Origin of the sequence: Brevibacillus brevis (genome assembly GCF_031583145.1) — a bacterium.
GTDB classification, from domain to species: Bacteria; Bacillota; Bacilli; order Brevibacillales; family Brevibacillaceae; genus Brevibacillus; species Brevibacillus brevis_E.
In genome coordinates this window covers 1,036,026-1,050,938 of the sequence record NZ_CP134050.1, presented here as the reverse complement: position 1 = coordinate 1,050,938, position 14,913 = coordinate 1,036,026, and the positions used below count along the sequence as shown (strand labels likewise).

Annotated in this window: 16 protein-coding genes, 1 pseudogene and 1 riboswitch; of the genes and pseudogenes, 7 read left to right on the top strand and 10 right to left on the bottom strand. The window is 57.4% G+C overall.

What is annotated here, in order from left to right:
• Positions 1 to 39 precede the first annotated feature (39 nt).
• The 4 genes from RGB73_RS05330 to RGB73_RS05315 are packed head-to-tail and all read left to right on the top strand — an operon-like array spanning position 40 to position 3,719.
• Positions 40 to 1,374, top strand: coding sequence for an ammonium transporter (locus RGB73_RS05330; RefSeq protein ID WP_310769817.1), 1,335 nt, complete (start codon positions 40 to 42; stop codon positions 1,372 to 1,374).
• Complete coding sequence (locus RGB73_RS05325) at positions 1,268 to 2,437, top strand: DUF294 nucleotidyltransferase-like domain-containing protein (RefSeq protein WP_310769815.1); 1,170 nt, start codon at positions 1,268 to 1,270, stop codon at positions 2,435 to 2,437. Before RGB73_RS05330 ends, RGB73_RS05325 begins: the two co-directional genes overlap by 107 nt.
• Before the next feature lie 11 nt (positions 2,438 to 2,448).
• On the top strand, positions 2,449 to 3,183 hold the full coding sequence (locus tag RGB73_RS05320) for an exonuclease domain-containing protein (protein WP_310769813.1): 735 nt from the start codon (positions 2,449 to 2,451) through the stop codon (positions 3,181 to 3,183).
• Positions 3,184 to 3,224: 41 nt separating this feature from the next.
• Positions 3,225 to 3,719, top strand: coding sequence for a GNAT family N-acetyltransferase (locus RGB73_RS05315; protein WP_310769811.1), 495 nt, complete (start codon positions 3,225 to 3,227; stop codon positions 3,717 to 3,719).
• A 51-nt stretch (positions 3,720 to 3,770) separates the two neighbouring features.
• On the opposite strand, the gene RGB73_RS05310 is transcribed toward RGB73_RS05315, so the two are convergent.
• The 9 genes and pseudogenes from RGB73_RS05310 to RGB73_RS05270 form a co-directional block, all read right to left on the bottom strand.
• Complete coding sequence (locus RGB73_RS05310; RefSeq protein ID WP_310769809.1) at positions 3,771 to 4,247, bottom strand: YbaK/EbsC family protein; 477 nt, start codon at positions 4,245 to 4,247, stop codon at positions 3,771 to 3,773.
• Between the two features lie 82 nt (positions 4,248 to 4,329).
• On the bottom strand, positions 4,330 to 5,049 hold the full coding sequence (locus tag RGB73_RS05305; protein ID WP_310769808.1) for an MOSC domain-containing protein: 720 nt from the start codon (positions 5,047 to 5,049) through the stop codon (positions 4,330 to 4,332).
• Positions 5,050 to 5,083: 34 nt separating this feature from the next.
• Positions 5,084 to 5,884 carry an NAD kinase gene (locus RGB73_RS05300; RefSeq protein ID WP_310769806.1) on the bottom strand — a complete coding sequence of 267 codons (801 nt, stop codon included), beginning with the start codon at positions 5,882 to 5,884 and terminating at the stop codon, positions 5,084 to 5,086.
• Positions 5,885 to 5,996: 112 nt separating this feature from the next.
• The gene (locus RGB73_RS05295; RefSeq protein WP_310769804.1) at positions 5,997 to 6,449 is read right to left on the bottom strand and encodes an NUDIX domain-containing protein; all 453 of its coding nucleotides are present in this window, start codon (positions 6,447 to 6,449) and stop codon (positions 5,997 to 5,999) included.
• Positions 6,450 to 6,581: 132 nt separating this feature from the next.
• Positions 6,582 to 7,043: a YugN family protein gene (locus RGB73_RS05290; protein WP_463675649.1), complete on the bottom strand. Its 462-nt coding sequence runs from the start codon at positions 7,041 to 7,043 to the stop codon at positions 6,582 to 6,584.
• A gap of 81 nt (positions 7,044 to 7,124) precedes the next feature.
• Positions 7,125 to 8,111, bottom strand: coding sequence for an LSm family protein (locus RGB73_RS05285; protein WP_310769802.1), 987 nt, complete (start codon positions 8,109 to 8,111; stop codon positions 7,125 to 7,127).
• A 104-nt stretch (positions 8,112 to 8,215) separates the two neighbouring features.
• The gene (gene thiO / locus RGB73_RS05280; RefSeq protein WP_310769800.1) at positions 8,216 to 9,319 is read right to left on the bottom strand and encodes a glycine oxidase ThiO; all 1,104 of its coding nucleotides are present in this window, start codon (positions 9,317 to 9,319) and stop codon (positions 8,216 to 8,218) included.
• 97 nt (positions 9,320 to 9,416) lie between these two features.
• Positions 9,417 to 9,532, bottom strand: a riboswitch (TPP riboswitch).
• 108 nt (positions 9,533 to 9,640) lie between these two features.
• Entirely contained in the window at positions 9,641 to 9,826 is a 186-nt protein-coding gene (locus tag RGB73_RS05275; RefSeq protein ID WP_310774147.1) for an excisionase family DNA-binding protein, read from the bottom strand.
• Between the two features lie 54 nt (positions 9,827 to 9,880).
• Positions 9,881 to 11,230 (bottom strand): annotated as a pseudogene (locus RGB73_RS05270) (glucose-6-phosphate isomerase); the annotation flags it as partial.
• 201 nt (positions 11,231 to 11,431) lie between these two features.
• On the opposite strand from RGB73_RS05270, the gene RGB73_RS05265 reads away from it, so the two are divergent.
• The 3 genes from RGB73_RS05265 to RGB73_RS05255 are packed head-to-tail and all read left to right on the top strand — an operon-like array spanning position 11,432 to position 14,646.
• Positions 11,432 to 12,709: an efflux RND transporter periplasmic adaptor subunit gene (locus tag RGB73_RS05265; protein WP_310769798.1), complete on the top strand. Its 1,278-nt coding sequence runs from the start codon at positions 11,432 to 11,434 to the stop codon at positions 12,707 to 12,709.
• Between the two features lie 30 nt (positions 12,710 to 12,739).
• Positions 12,740 to 13,459 carry an ABC transporter ATP-binding protein gene (locus RGB73_RS05260; RefSeq protein WP_310769796.1) on the top strand — a complete coding sequence of 240 codons (720 nt, stop codon included), beginning with the start codon at positions 12,740 to 12,742 and terminating at the stop codon, positions 13,457 to 13,459.
• Positions 13,456 to 14,646, top strand: a complete 1,191-nt coding sequence (locus tag RGB73_RS05255) for an ABC transporter permease (protein ID WP_310769794.1) — start codon at positions 13,456 to 13,458, stop codon at positions 14,644 to 14,646. The genes RGB73_RS05260 and RGB73_RS05255 overlap by 4 nt, the downstream gene beginning before the upstream one ends.
• Before the next feature lie 46 nt (positions 14,647 to 14,692).
• Here RGB73_RS05255 and RGB73_RS05250 read toward each other — a convergent pair whose 3' ends face one another.
• Positions 14,693 to 14,869, bottom strand: a complete 177-nt coding sequence (locus RGB73_RS05250) for a hypothetical protein (protein WP_310769792.1) — start codon at positions 14,867 to 14,869, stop codon at positions 14,693 to 14,695.
• Positions 14,870 to 14,913: the final 44 nt, after the last annotated feature.

Genomic DNA, 14,913 nt, shown 5'->3' with positions numbered 1-14,913 from the left:
TGTGTGTCAGTTTATCTGACATAAAAAGGAGTGGATTGAATGGAACCGACTCTAGCGCAACTATCTTCCGCCATCGATGCCACGTGGGTCATGGTCTCTGCGATTCTGGTCATCCTTATGCAAGTTGGCTTCGCCTTGCTGGAAGCAGGATCGACTCGCATGAAAAATGCCGGACACGTCGCCGGCAAGACTGTGCTTACGTTCGGCATCTGCTCCATCGCTTTTTGGGCGTTGGGCTTCGGCCTGACTTTCGGGGACGGGAACTCTTTCCTCGGATTGTCCGGATTCTTTTTTGACGGCACCTCTACAGAATCTTTTTCTGCTTTTTCCGCAGCTACCGTCCCCATTTCCATCCTCTTTTTGTTTCAGCTGGCTTTTTGCGCGGTGTCGCTCGCGATCGCCTGGGGCGGATTTGCAGAACGCGCCAAGCTGTCTATTTATTTCATTTTCAGCGTATTGTTTACTGTCCTCATTTATCCCGTAGTCGGTCACTGGGTGTGGGGCGGCGGCTGGCTGGCACAGCTCGGCATGCAAGACTTCGCCGGTTCCACGGTCGTCCACCTGCAAGGCGCTATCGTAGCCCTCGTCGCCACCATCCTCCTCAAGCCCCGGATCGGCAAATACAATCGCGACGGAAGCTCCAACCTGATACCCGGCCACAACCAGGTGTACTCCGTGCTCGGTGTGCTGTTCCTGTGGATCGGCTGGTTCGGCTTCAACGCAGGCTCCACTCTTGGCAGCACCTCCGGATTTTTCGGCTACGTGGCGATGACGACCAACCTCGCCACAGCGGCGGGGGCAGTCGCAGCCCTGGCGATTTCCTGGATCGTCATGGGCAAAGCGGACATCCCGAGCATGCTGAACGGTGTGCTGGCCGCGCTCGTCGCCATCACCGCCTCTTGCGCATTCGTAGATCCCTGGGCAGCTGTCTTGATCGGAGCGGTGTCAGGAATTCTAACATTCTACACGTCCATCTGGTTTGACCGCATCGGCATCGACGACCCGATCTTCGCCTTCTCCGTGCACGGCGTCGCGGGGATTTGGGGCACCTTGTCCACCGGCCTGTTTGCGACTCCCGAGCTGGCGGAAAAGGTCGGCGTGGGCGGAGCGGGGCTGTTCTACGGCGGCGGCTTCCATCAGCTGGGAGTGCAAGCCCTCGGTCTGGCGGGCTCCATGGTTTACGTCTTCGTCATTTCTTACATCGTCTTGTCCGTATTGAAAGCAACGATCGGTCTTCGCGTGACCGAGGAAGAAGAGGTGGTCGGTCTTGACCTTAGCGAACACGGGGGATACGGCTATCCCGAACTTCTCCAGCCTGAACGCCTTCAGCCCACTGGAACCACCAAAGCCAGCACCTCTCACACTCTCACCTGATCAACTGGAGAGGATCAGCCGGACCGAGACTTTCCGCGAGCTGTCTCTCCTTCGGCAAGAGCTCCTGGATGCAGCTCCCCTGCATACGTTAAAACGCGCGGGCGAGCTGGCGCCATTTGCCGTCGTCGTCAACCTGATCCACGACAGCATCATCCGGCATAGCGTTCTTCTCGCTGTCAGAGAGCTGGCAAAAAGGGGCGGGGGAACACCGCCCGTCCCTTTCGCCTTTCTCCAGTTCGGCAGCGGCGGGAGACACGAACAGGCGCTCATCAGCGACCAGGACAACGGGCTGGTCTACCTACTTCCCCCGCATCTCGATGCGGCTGACACAGAAAAGGTGCACCATTACTTTCACCTCTTGGGGGCGACGATCGTACAAGGCCTGGAAGAAGCCGGCTACCCTCCATGCCAAGGAAATGTCACCTGCGTCTCCCCAAAATGGCGGGGAAGCGTGGAACAGTGGATCGAACGAATCGATAGCTGGGCCTCTCACCCCATCTGGGAAAATGCCCGTTACCTGCTGCTCGCGAGCGACGCCCGCGTCCTCTGGGGAGAAACGGCCATTTTCGGGCCGGTCCTCGACCACTTTCGCCGGTTGCTTGCCAACAATCATTTTTTAATGAGCCGTCTTGTCAGCAACACCTTGCATTACCGGGTGCCGCTCGGATTGTTCGGACGTATTCTGCCCGAGGTCCAAGGCCGTTTCCGGGGGGCCGTCAATTTGAAATACGGCGTCTACCTGCCAATCGTCAATTGTGTCCGCCACTTCGCCCTTGCAAACGGGATCTTCTGCAGCTCGACGCTCGAGCGACTGGTCCTGCTGCGTGAAAAAGGCATTTGGCCCAAAAGCTTTTGCGATGAGGTAGAAAGCCATTTCCGCCAGCTTCTCGGGCTGCGCCTGGTCGCCCCGCTGCATTGGGAAGACGGCCAGTACACCAGCAACAGCTACATCAAATTAGGGGAACTGTCAGCCGACACGACCGTCATGGCACGTACAGCGATGAAGCTCGCCATACGTCTGCAACGGATGACAGCAAAGCTCCCGTCCGGTTTTGAAGGGTAGGAGGGAACACATTGGCAAAATGGGATCTTTTCGGACGCTTATGGCATCGGAGCCGCGACGCCGCAGTTGTGCAGGGAGATTGGAACATCGGGAAAGACAGCGTTGACAAGCACCACCTCGCCTACCTCCGCTCGCTGAACAAGGAGCGCAAACAGGCCGATTCAGGGGCGGATCTGCCGCTTGAAAATCTGGAGGTCGTCGTCGTGGATATCGAGACCACCGGTTTTTACCCGGATCACGGCGATGCCATTATCTCCATCGGGGCGGTAGCCATGAAAGGCGACAAGCTGCTATTGGGCGATTCCTTTTACACGCTGGTCAACCCTGGGCGTTCGATCCCTCCCCACGTCAAGTCCCTGACAGGAATCTCGGACGACATGGTCGCCACTGCACCCGACCTCCTCTTGGCCATGTCCCGATTTTTTCGATTTGTCGGCGACCGTCCGCTTGTCGCCCACCACTCCCGGCACGAACGCGAATTTTTCCGCGCCGGCCTGTGGAAGACGAGCCGTCGTCCCTTGACGCACCGGATGCTGGATACCATGCTGCTGATCCGCCTGTTGTCCAAGCCGATCGGCAACGGTTCGCTGGATGCCCTCTGCGAGCTGCACGACATCCCCATTTCCCGCCGTCACCACGCCTATTGCGATGCCGTGGCGGCGGGGACGCTTTGGGGCAAATACTTGCTCAAGGCCCAGGCCGCAGGCTATACGAACCTTCGTCAGGTCTACGAAGCTTTGCGGTAGCTGGCGAAAGGAAAATTTCATTTGCAGAAGAGGGAAATGCTATGGTGCACATCCGTGACGCCCATCTGAACGATTTGCCAGCCATGCTGGCAATATACAATCATGCAGTCAACACGCTGGTCGCTACCTTCGACCTGGAAGAGCAAAGCCTGGAGCAGCGAACCGTCTGGTTTCACAAGCACGGCGACCGCTATCCGCTCATCGTCGCGGAAGACGCCGCCGGAGCCGTCATCGGCTACGCGTGCCTGTCCGCCTTCCGCGAAAAGCCTGCTTACGGAAACACAACCGAGCTGTCTATCTACATCGACGAGCAGCAGCGAGGCAAGCATGTCGGAAGCGTCCTGATGGCAGAAATCCTCGAGCGGGCCCGGAAGCTTGGCTATCACACCGTCATCAGTGGAATTACGGGCGGGAACGAAGCCAGCTTTCGGCTCCATGAAAAGTTCGGCTTCCGCCAGGTCGGAAAGCTGAGCGAGGTGGGCTTCAAGTTCGGGGAGTGGCACGACGTCCACTACTATCAGTGGATGGTGAAATGAAAAAAATCCGTCCTCACTTTCGCAGGACGGATTTTTGCACGTTTTGGGGGATCACTCCGGCGACGAAGCGGCGTCGATCACCTGGCCGCCCGTCATTTTCAGCAGCTGCTCCCAGGATACAGGCAACAAGGACTCCGCGATTCCCGCGGCTGTATACACATGGGCAAAGCGCTGCAAGGAGGAGTCCACAAAGATCGGGACCTGTTCTGCCAGGCCAAACGGACAGACCGCACCGACCTGAAACCCCGTCACGGCCTCTACCTCCTGCGGCGAAGCCATCTTCGCCTTCCCGCTGCCCAGCGCCGCCTTTACCTGCTTGGGATGGATGCGGACGTCGCCGGCTGCTACAAACAGAGCGTATTGCTCTCCCGCACGAAACAGAATCGACTTGGCGATCTGCCCGACCTCAGCTCCCAGCGCCTCCGCAGCCTGCTCCGAAGTCTTCAAGGGTTCCGCAAAAAGCAGCGGCTCAAGCGCAGGTTCGAATTGTTTGACGTGATGCATGACTCTCTCCATTGGACTATTCATCGGCAGCAAACCTCCCGTCTTTTTTCTATCCGAAAAGCCGGAGCGCCCCTTTACGACGCTCCGGCACTACTCGGACACACACTTACTCAGAAACAAATACGGCGTCACCTTCCGCAATCTCTCCTGGGGTCACGACTGAGGCGTACACGCCGAAGTGATTGTCATGCACGCGCACGCACGTCTTCAAGACAGCCGGATGCAGCTGCAGCGTATCCGGATCGATATTGACGTACATGCACCGCTCGCAATGGCGGTTCACCTGCAGAACGACTTCGCCGATCCTGATCTGTTTGCCGATCCAGCTATCTTCCACAAACGGCACGTCTTCCTCCAAGGCGACGACGAGGTTTCCCCGGAAGCGCCTCGGATCGATCGTTTCCCAGCCGATCAATCGGGCGACCTCACGCAGGGACGCATCCGTCACAAGCAGGACGTGATCCTCCCAATTCTTGCCGCCTTCCGCCGGAGTGCTCCGCATGGGCCGGATCGGCCGCTTCGCCGTCTCCTCCACATGGGCAAACAGCGAATCGCCCCACGTGTGTACGCTCCCGTCCTGCGCTGTTATGCGGACTTCCGGATAGGAGTCCCCGGCGGATTCATCCGCCATGCTGGCCGAATATCCGAGAAGAGATGGCACGACATCTGCGCTGAGGTATTTGCCGTCCCGGGATTCATCCAAAAAGTAATAGGCGCGGTCCCCGTACAGTCCGAAGGCGTCCACCCGACAGGAAGCGAGCTTCTCGCCGCGCATCGCCTTCACCGGATGGCGAAAGACGCTGCCCAATTTTCCTACCTGCTTCACCGAAAATCCCTCCCCAGCCTCTCTTGTTTTCTCTCTAGCCTTTTATAAACGAATTGCGCACGCGGCTCCAAAATGTCAGCCGTTTGTAGCGGGCGAATTTCACTTTGGATCTGCCTACCCGGCAAGAAATGGAGCGCACGTTTTTCCAGATGCCTTGCTCGCGGTCCAGACCGATCATGATCTCCGGATTCATGACGATGAGCTCCACCTCGTGATGCTTCGGAAGCACCAGTGAGCTGTTGATCGTTCGGTACGCCTGGTTGTTGATCGAAGCGATCTCGGAGAGCTGGATCGCCTCGATGGAAGGATGGACGATCGCGCCGTCTACCGCTTTGTTGTAGGCCGTGCTTCCGGATGGCGATGACACGATCAGTCCGTCGCCGCGAAAGGTCTCGAGCTCGTCGCCGTTGATGTAGACGCAGGCCACCAGGGTAGACAGCGAGGCGTTGCGCAGGACCAGCTCATTCAACGCCCACTTGTGAAAAACCTGTCCGTCGCGCATTGCGATGCGGCAATCCACCGTCGGATACTCTACGATCGCCGGCTCTGTCTGCTGCACGAGCCTTTCCACAAATTCGTCGAGCTCGTCGGGACGCCAATCCGCGTAAAAGCCCAGATGACCGGTATGGATCCCCACGTAGGCCGGCTCGATGCCGTACTGATGCACCGCTTCCAGCAGCGTTCCGTCGCCCCCTATCGAGAGCACCATGTCCGGTCGATCATCCGGACCGTCCACGAAACAAAACCGGCTCCCCGCCGCCTCCAGCTTATCTTTCAGGGAGTGCTCCACTTCCCTCGTATAGTCGTCATTTCGCAGTACAGTCGCAATCTTCATGCTGATCTGCCCTCACTTTACTCCTTACAAGCGCCATTCGTTATCGCTTTGTTTTTTTCTCACTATACCACAAGGGAAGCGGCGCCTGCATGGAAAGTCCCGTTCCCGGCCGTTACCAACGGTCTTCGCGGAACGACCCGCTGCGAAACTCATCCAGACGTCTGGAGGTAGCCGGGGACAAGTCATCCGGGAGCTGATCCCACGGGAAAAAGCGCATTTCCGCCACTTCTCCGTCGTCCTTCGCCCGTTCCTCGTGCTCATGGCCGTTGGCGACGTGAAAGAGCGCGATATGGTCCCGTTTGCCTTCCCGCTCGCTGTAAAACAGATGGCACAGCCTGATGTCTTCCGCTACCAGTCCGCACTCCTCAAGCAATTCCCTGCGGGCGGCGTCGAAAAACGACTCCCCCTTCTCCACGCCTCCGCCCGGAAGGTACCAGCCTTTTACATAGGTGTGCCGGATCAGCAGCACGCCTCTTTTTTCATCCGTCACAATCACTCTGACGCCGAGGGTAACAGGCTTCATCACTTTCCAATACCATCGCTGCAGCTTATGGTACCATGCCATGTCATCGCCTCCTCCGTCTCGCGGAATTCCCCTCAAGCAGCCACGAGGCTACCATTTCCACGGAAAGAAAAGATTTCCTGCAAGCCTGCATAGGCGAATTAGAAAAGACGGGCCCCTATTCAGGCCCGTCGGCTACGCCAGGCGATTCTCCATTTCTTTGACGATCGCCTCGGCCTTTCTCATCCACCTGGCATCCACATCGGCGTCTTTGTCAATCGGCTCCTGAAATTGGTTCATCATCGCAGAAGCCACCGGCATCACGTACCCGACGTCCTCTTCCATCCCGGTCCGATACAAATGCCTCAGCACATACGGCGTGCCCAATTCGATCCAGGCATCCGCGCTGTCCAGCTCTCCCTGGAGCACCTTGATCGGCAGACGAAGATACACGGTATTTTGCTCGTCCAGTGCCCGATCAAAGAATCCTTGCTCATAGTCCCAATTCGCCAGGGTAAAATGTGGTTGCAGCATCTCGCGAAAATAGCCGAACGTCCCCCTGGTTCCCGGCAAGCTGCTCTGTATCGTCTTCATCGCCAATCCCTGCCTTTCCAAATTCTGATTGTAGTGTGCGACAAAGCGATGGGTTGTACTCACCCGAACGGCATCCTTCGAAAAAAAACAACAAGCCCCCGGGCCAAAAACGAGTTTGGCAGAGACTTGTCGGCTGTCGCGCCGTCAGAGAAGCGCGATCGTGAGCAGCGTGAACAGGGCCAACGGAATGACTTTGCGGCCGCTGCGGCAACGGCGCCTTCTTCTCCGGTTGGGAATGACGACGGCTGCCTGAGGTCCGATCGGACGCGGAGGCGGCGGTGGTGGGGGCGGCGGCATGAACGGAATGCAGGGCATGGGCGGCGGGAACGGTGAAAAAGGCGGAAACGGCGAGAGATAAGGGTTTGGTGCATGGTAGGGGCTGACTAGGTTCGGGTTGCTTTTTCCCGTGGAGTACGGACTGACCTGGCTGAACGGTGCGTTTTCCGTCTGATACGGACTGACCTGGCTGAACGGTGCGTTTTCTGTCTGATACGGGCTGACCTGGCTGAACGGTGCGTTTTCTGTCTGATACGGGCTGACCTGGCTGAATGGTGCGTTTTCCGTATAATACGGGCTGACCTGGCTGAACGGTGCGTTTTCCGTATGGTACGGACTGACCTGGCTGAACGGCGCGTTTTCGTTGTATGGATTCATGGGGTATCCCGGGTAGCTGCTGCTGCCTCCGAACGGCCCCATCTGCCCGTACGGATTGCTGCTGCTGCCGTATGGACCGAACTGCCCGTACGGATTCATCTGACCATAGGGGTAGCCCGTGCTGCCGCCGAACGATCCGAATCCTTGGTAGGGATTGAAGCCGCCGCCGTACGGGCTCCAGGGATAGCCCCCCATGCCTCCGCCGTACGGCTGCCTGCTGGCGACCTGTTCCACTTGATAGTCATCTATCTCATCTGCGGATGGATCGTAGTCGGGATCGTCCACTTCGATGTAGACGTTCTGGTCGTCGTAATCCACAATGACGCCTTCCACGACCTGGCCGTCAATTGCTTCGATACGCACTTTCTTTTCCAGATGCTCCTTGACTATGCTTTGAACATTATGGCGTATATCCTTGATCAGGGTGACCGTCTGATAGTCGACCTGATAAAGGTTTTTGTCTTCCTCAGACTGCATGGAAACTCCTCCCCTTCTGGTGTTTCTTTACTACCATATACAAGAGCCCATAGGGAGGTGTACCGTTTTGGGGGCGGGACCAGCCCAATTTCCCCGGCGAAAGATCAAGGCAGGAAGCGGGCAGGCAAAAACGCCTCCAACCGATCGGGCTGTCCGCTTGTGAGATAATCCGCCATCCGTTTGGCTGTGACCGGTGACAAAAGAATGCCGTTGCGGAAGTGTCCGCCCGCGAGCGACAGCCCTGTCCAGCCGGGAACAGGGCCCAGCAGAGGTTTTCCGTCTGCGGTAGCCGGGCGCAGACCTCCCCACGCTTCCAGAAATGCTGCGGCGTGCAGAGCCGGCACATACGGCATCACGCCGTTCAATACGCTCGCAAGTCCAGCCAGGGTGACTTCCCGTTGGAATCCGCTCTCGTCTTCTGTCGCTCCAATCACGATCTTGCCGTCCTTTTTCGGGGTGATGTAGCCGGACGTGCCGAAAATAACGGTGCGCAGCGGAATGCCGACAGAGGAGACAGCCGCGATCTGTCCCCGCACAGGACGCACCGGAATTGCCAAATCAAGCATTTGCATCATGATGCCTGCCCATGCCCCGGACGCGATCACCGTATGCTCCGCCCGGATCGGTCCGGTAGAAGTCTCGACCCCGATCACCCTGCCTGATTTCACCGCGATCCCGCTGACTACGCAGCCCGAGAGCAGCTTCACGCCCTGGATGCTGCAGGCGGTGACGAGCGATCGCAGCAAGAGCCGATTGTTGATGTGGCCTTCCCCCGGGGAGTATATCCCCGCGATCGCCCTGTCGGTCAGGAGCGGCTCCACATCCCGCAGCTCCTGGCCGTTCAGCCAGTGCACATCGTGACCGGCTTCCTTTTGCCAGAGGTATTTGGCATGGAGCTGTTCGCTCTCCTCGTCGGACAGGGCCACGGTGACGAGCCCCTCCAGACTGAGCTGGACGTCTCCCGCTGTCCACTCCTCCAGCTCCTGCGCCCACTGGGGATACAAGCGCAGCGAATCCATCCCGAGCTCCAGCATCGGCCCCGGTGAAGCGAATTCCTTTAACGGGGCGAGCATGCCTGCTGCGGCCGATGAAGCCTGGCCTCCCCACTCCCCCTGCTCCACCAGCGTGACAGCCAAGCCCCGCCGCGACAGTTCATATGCCACACTCAGTCCAATGATTCCTCCGCCTACTACCAGACAATCACTCATCGTCTCCACTCCTTCTCTCGTCTGCCCGGCCAAAACAAAAAGCCCACCGATCCTGTGCAGGAAAAGGTGGGCTCATACGCATATGAAGAAACAAAGCGCTGTTCGCTCGCAACCGTATCCCTGCGCCGGCATGATCCGGATCAGGTGCAATGGGTCGATGGTCGTTGCTGCCATCCTCTCAGCCCTGCGTGAAGGACTCCCCAAGTTGCTTGTTCGTTATGTCATTTTCATTGACCAGTATAGTCCTCCGGCAAGTGATCTGACAAGTAAAATTCAGACCGCCGGATGATTTGCGCTCCCATCGTTCCGTGACGAAGCAGTTCAATCTTCGTCCTTCACATCGTAGCTCTCCGGGATCGGCTCGTGGCGAGCGGCCTCTTCCCACTCCCTCAGCCTGCGCATCTCCTCCAGATGATGCTTGAACTGATCTTTGTTGATCAAGTACTCGTTGCCGTCATGAACCGCCCGAATCCGGCCTTCCTTGATTTTCTCCAGGATGAACGTCACGGGAAGATCCAGATACTCCGCGGTCTCGGCAACGGTCAAATACGTCTTGTTCTCTTTCAATCTAGCCTCCAATTCCGCTTTCTGCCGTTCGTAGCCAGGCTTGCCCAACAAAGCGAACATATTGGCTTTGTACGCCTCCACCCCCGGCTGATCAAACGGATTGACGCCCAGCAAATAGCCGCTGATCCCGCATGCCTTTTCAAAAAAGTAGATCAGTCCGCCCAGATGGTAGGCCGTCGCCGCCGGTATTTCCACCAACAGATTCGGCACGCCCCCATCCACATGGGCCAATACCGTCCCTTCGAAAGCCTTTTTATTGACATACCCCATCCGCTTGCCCGACAGAAAGTTCAACCCGTCTACATCCAGGGGATCCTCCTGCACGGTCACATCGACGGAGGGTGTCGTCACCGATATGACAGTCTCGAACAGTTGCCGCATGCCATCCTGTATGTACTGTCCCATCGAATGCAAATCAGTAGAAAATTCGGCGGAGGCAGGGAAAATTCCTTTTCCGTCCTTGCCCTCCGATTCTCCAAAAAGCTGTTTCCACCATTCGGAGAAATAGCGAAATTGCGGCTCGTAGCTGACCAACAGCTCTACGGTCTTGCCTTTTCGATACAGGGCGTTGCGGATAGCCGCATATTGATAGCACGGATTTTCCAGCAAATCCTGGGCCATGTACCGCTCCCTCGCATCGGCTGCCCCCTGCATGAGCGCATCCAAGTCGGCCCCGCTCACCCCGATCGGCAAAAGCCCGACTGCCGTCAGCACGGAGAATCTGCCGCCGATGTCGTCGGGAATGACAAAGCTCTCGTACCCTTCTTCGTCCGCCAGCTTTTTCAATGCCCCTCGCGCTTTGTCCGTCGTGATGTAGATCCGCTTCTTCGCCCCGTCCCGGCCGTACTTTCCGATCAGCCAGTCGCGCAGCAGGCGAAACGCAATCGCCGGCTCCGTCGTCGTGCCTGATTTGGAAATGACGTTGATCGAGACTTCTTTTCCGTCCAAGACGTCCATCAAGTGAGAGATGTAGACAGGGCTGATGTTGTTGCCTACAAAATATATTTCCGGAGCCCGCCGCTTTGACTTGGGCAGCAGGTTGTAAAAGCTGTGCCCCAAAATGTCCAGCACGGCCTTTGCCCCCAGATAAGAACCACCGATTCCAATCACCAAAAGCACATCTGAATCAGACTGTATGCGTGCCGCCGCTTCCCGAATCCGCTGGTATTCGGCGCGGTCGTACTTTTCGGGCAAATCCACCCACCCGAGATATTCTTTGCCTGGTCCCGTTTTTTTGTGCAGCATCTCATGCGCTTGTCCAATCGCTGGAGCGAGCAGCTCCCATTCATGTGGTCTGACAAAAGCAAGAGCGTTGGAGTAGTCGAAACGAATCGCTTGGTTCATGGCTCCCCTCCCAGGAACGTCATCTACTCTTACTCTTCATCTTATCACGCCAAAACGGCAGAAAGTACTTTCCGTCAAAATCGTACAAAATGTGACCAAAAGGTGAACGATTCGCCATGATTGTTACCTTTTTCCACCTCCGCCGTAAAACCATCGGGTATCGAAATAACAGAAGCTGAAAAACATCCAAGGAGAATGATCATGAAAAAACGCTGGTGGATCATTGGTTCCGTCGCGGCCTTGCTGGTCGTGGGGGTAGCCTCGTTTAGCATGCTGGGCTCCAAACAGGCGATGGGCATGCCGGTCAGTATCGGAGCAGCGACCAAATCAGCGCTGGAAAGCAAAATTTTGACCTCCGGTGTCGTGACTGTGGAGGACAAGCAAAAGCTGTTTTCGGGTGTAACCGGCACACTGCGCGAATTTTCCGTCAAAGAAGGCGACAAGGTGAAAAAAGGACAAATCATCGGGAAGATCGATACGTCCGACGTCGAAAGCCGCATCCTGGAGCTGGAGGCACAGCTGGAGCTGGCCAAGGCCAACCTCGCCAAGGTGCAGGCAGGCAGCGAACCGGAGGAGGTCGAGCAGGAGCGTGAACGCCTGGCGCAAGCCCAGCGCGAATACGATACCGCCAAGCGGGAGTACGACCGGATCAGCCAGCTGTACGCCTCGGGCGCCTCTACCCAGCAAGAGCTGGACAAGGCCAAGTCGACCGTAGACACCGCCCTGTCGACCCTGAATGTGGCGAAGCAGCAGCTCTCGCTCAAGCAAAAAGGGCCGCGCAAGGAAGAGATCGCATCCCAGCAGGCGCAAATCAACAAGCTGCTGGTTGAAAAAGGACAGCTGGACAAGGAGCGCGTCCAGAGCGTTGTGATCGCGCCTGCAAACGGCACGGTCATCGCCCGGGCAGCCGACAATGGCCAATACGTGAACAAAGGAACCGAGCTCTTGACGATTGCCGATCTGGATCGCCTGCTGATCGAAGCGGATATCAACGAGTCGGACGTCACGAAGCTGAGCCTCGGTCAAAACGCCGTCATCGAAGGGACCTCCCTGGGCAAGCAAAAGCTGAGCGCCAAGGTGTCCCGGATCGCTCCGATCGCCGTAACCACACAGAGCAGCTCCGGCCAAGGGGAGAAGACCCGCGTCAAGGTGACGCTGGAGCCTTCTTCCCGTGAAATCGCTGCCTTGAAGCCGGGCTTTCACGTCGACATCAACATCACGGTGGACAAAATCGACAACGCCTTGCAGGTGCCGATCGAATCGATCCAGCAAGATGCGGACGGAAGCACGTTCGTCTGGATAGCCGCAAACGGGATCGCCAAAAAGCAAAAAGTGGAGACCGGAGTGGAAAACGAACTGTTTACCCAAATCCGCAGCGGACTGCAAGGCGATGAGCAGCTGATCCTGAATCCTGTCGAAGGACTGGCCGAAGGAACTCCTGTCATGCCGATGTCCGGCTCGGCGGCGATGGGCATCTAGCCACTTTGCAAGAAAAGGAGGTCTCCTACCATGCTGCACGTGGAAGGCTTGACGAAATCATACAAGACGGGAGATTCGACGCTGCCGATCCTAAAAGGCGTCTCCTTGCTGGTGGAACAAGGAGAGTTTGTCGCGATCATGGGGCCATCCGGCTCGGGAAAGTCGACTTTCATGAACATGCTCGGCTGCCTTGACCGTCCCGACAGCGGCACGTATACGCTGGACGGCATCGAAATCAGCAGTCTGAAGGACAAGCAGCTGGCGCATGTGCGCAACCAAAAGATAGGCTTTGTCTTCCAGTCCTTCAATTTGCTGGCGCGCTCCACTTCCCTGCACAACGTGGAGCTGCCGATGATGTATGCCGGCCTCAGCCGGACGGAGCGCCGGAGCAGGGCGGTAGAGGCGCTGAAGCGGGTCGGTCTGGCGGAGCGCATGCACCACAAGCCGACACAGCTCTCCGGCGGCCAGAAGCAGCGGGTCGCCATCGCCCGAGCACTGGTGAACCGACCAGCCATCCTGCTGGCCGACGAACCGACCGGAAACCTCGACAGCCGGTCCGGCACGGAAATCATGGCGATGTTTCAAGAATTGCACGGGCAAGGGGTCACGATCATCCTGGTCACGCACGAACTGGACATCGCCCAGCACGCCCAACGGATCGTCACCTTTAAAGACGGCGTCATCATCCGTGACGAACCCGTAGAGGACCGGCTGTTCGCCACTTCCTCAGCCGAGGTGATCGTGACGTGAACTTACTGGAGAGCTTTACCACTGCGATCGAAGGCATCTGGGCGAACAAGATGCGCTCCGGCCTGACGATGCTGGGCATCATCATCGGGATCACCTCGGTGATTGCCGTAACCACTCTCGGGGAAGGCGGCCAGAAGGCGATCAACCAGGAAATGGAGAAGTTCGGACAATTCACCTTCAACGTCTATACCAACTGGGAGAGCAAGGAGGAGTACTACCCGGACGATCTGACGGTCGAAGATGCAGAGGTGCTCGGCAAAATCAGCCCGGCCATCGATTACATCGTGCCTTACAATTACATCACGGATGTCATGAAGGGCCCCAAAAAGGAAGAACGGGTCAATCTGACGGCCACCACCTCCGACTACTTCGCCATGCAGAAGACGATCAAGCTGGCCAAAGGGCGCTTTTTCAATGAAACGGACGACAAGGAACAGCGTGCCGTCATCGTGCTTGAAGAGGCGCTGGGCGAAAAGCTGTTCGGGCAAATGAACCCGATCGGTCAGCGCGTCCGCTGGGGGAACAACTCCCTGGTGGTCATCGGGACGTATACGGAAGAAAAGTTCAAGTTTGACATGGGCGCGCAGTCCTTCGGCGCTTTTACGCCCATTCGCTATCAGCTGAGCCTGATGGAAGAGCCGGCTGTGCAAATGTTTATGGGCAAGGCGAAGGACAAGGAGTCCATCAAGCCGGCCATGCAGCAGACGACGCAGTATCTGGCACGCAAGCACCAAAAGCAGGACCACTACCGGGCCAACAGCATGCAGGACAACATGGATCAATTCAACCAGCTGACGGGTACCCTGACGATGATTTTCAGCGTCATCGCGGGCATCTCGCTCGTCGTCGGCGGCGTGGGCGTCATGAACATCATGCTCGTCTCCGTCACCGAGCGGACTCGGGAAATCGGGATACGCAAGGCATTGGGCGCGCGAAGACACGACATCCTGATCCAGTTTCTGATCGAATCGGTCATCGTTTGCCTGATCGGCGGTCTGATCGGCGTCCTGCTCGGACTGGGGATCGCCGCGCTCATCTCGCACTTTGCGAACTTGCCGCCGCTCCTCTCCTGGAACAGCGTGATCATCGCCTTTGCCTTCTCCAGCGCGATTGGCATCTTCTTCGGCCTCTATCCGGCGAACAAAGCCGCCAAGCTCGATCCGATCGAGGCGCTGCGTTACGAATAGAACGCAAAAACATGCACCTGCCGGCTATCCGCTTGCAGGTGCATGTTTATGTCGGAAACGTATCCGTCATCAGTTTCAAAAGAAAGAACAGCGCAATTCCTGCAGCCGCTACCGTCCACCAAAGCGGTTTATTGTCCGCTTTGCCGGTTTTGTAGATGCCGATCAGCTTCCAGGTGCCCACGGCCACACAGAGGAGACTGATCAGGAGCAAGATTGTCCCCATGATCTCCCTCCTTTCCCTCTCCTAGCTATATGGGAAGGAGGGAA

Coding starts and splice junctions, on each gene's coding strand:
- RGB73_RS05300 (WP_310769806.1), bottom strand. CDS start 5,884: ATGAAGATTGCGACTGTACTGCGAAATGACGACTATACGAGGGAAGTG.
- RGB73_RS05250 (WP_310769792.1), bottom strand. CDS start 14,869: ATGGGGACAATCTTGCTCCTGATCAGTCTCCTCTGTGTGGCCGTGGGC.
- RGB73_RS05295 (WP_310769804.1), bottom strand. CDS start 6,449: ATGGCATGGTACCATAAGCTGCAGCGATGGTATTGGAAAGTGATGAAG.
- RGB73_RS05310 (WP_310769809.1), bottom strand. CDS start 4,247: ATGAATAGTCCAATGGAGAGAGTCATGCATCACGTCAAACAATTCGAA.
- RGB73_RS05265 (WP_310769798.1), top strand. CDS start 11,432: ATGAAAAAACGCTGGTGGATCATTGGTTCCGTCGCGGCCTTGCTGGTC.
- thiO (WP_310769800.1), bottom strand. CDS start 9,319: ATGAGTGATTGTCTGGTAGTAGGCGGAGGAATCATTGGACTGAGTGTG.
- RGB73_RS05285 (WP_310769802.1), bottom strand. CDS start 8,111: ATGCAGTCTGAGGAAGACAAAAACCTTTATCAGGTCGACTATCAGACG.
- RGB73_RS05330 (WP_310769817.1), top strand. CDS start 40: ATGGAACCGACTCTAGCGCAACTATCTTCCGCCATCGATGCCACGTGG.
- RGB73_RS05260 (WP_310769796.1), top strand. CDS start 12,740: ATGCTGCACGTGGAAGGCTTGACGAAATCATACAAGACGGGAGATTCG.
- RGB73_RS05315 (WP_310769811.1), top strand. CDS start 3,225: ATGGTGCACATCCGTGACGCCCATCTGAACGATTTGCCAGCCATGCTG.